Genomic DNA, 636 nt, shown 5'->3' with positions numbered 1-636 from the left:
AGTGGCCCTGAAAAAAGGGGCAGGTCAGGCACTCCGGCAACGACATCCTGTACGGCGATGAAGGCAAGGATGAACTCTACGGCGGCACTGATGATGATCTCGTTTATGGTGGCGACGATGACGACACACTCTACGGCGGAAACGGCAAGGATGTGCTTGTAGGCGGCGATGGCAACGACACATTCTACGGCGGAGACAAGAGTGACTATCTGATATCAACCGGAGGCAGTGATAGCTTGGACGGTGGGGGCGGCTCCGACGTGTTCGTACTTGCGGGCGGCACGGTGACCATTTCGGATTTCAATGAGGACGAAGGCGATACGCTCGTCATTTACCTAGAGGACTATGGCGCCAGCTACGATGAGGACAGTGGCACAGTGACGATTTCCGATAGTGGTACAACCTATGACTCTTTGGAGGATTTTGCTTCGGACTACGTGACCTTTTCGGATGGGGGAGACTACGATCTGTCCGAGGACGGCGGAATTGTTACATATGAAAATTCATCGATTGACTTGACAGACTACACCGATATTTTTTGAGGGAGTGAATTCAGGCGCGAAGTGCAACACAGTATAAGCTGCTCAATCTGCAGTCTTCTTTTTGAGGGAAGGCCTTCCAAGGCATAATGTGCCT

The 636-nt window shown here is 52.0% G+C and carries 1 protein-coding gene; it reads left to right on the top strand.

Annotated features, from left to right (window positions below):
- The first annotated feature begins 44 nt into the window (after nt 1-44).
- Nucleotides 45-542 (top strand): calcium-binding protein, encoded by a 498-nt coding sequence (locus E1297_RS00940; RefSeq protein ID WP_368669424.1) that lies wholly within the window; start codon nt 45-47, stop codon nt 540-542.
- Nucleotides 543-636 lie beyond the last annotated feature (94 nt).

The sequence above is a fragment of the Roseibium sp. RKSG952 genome, from assembly GCF_009711355.1.
Note: the sequence above shows the minus strand (reverse complement) of the source record. Positions and strands in the feature narration are given on the sequence as shown.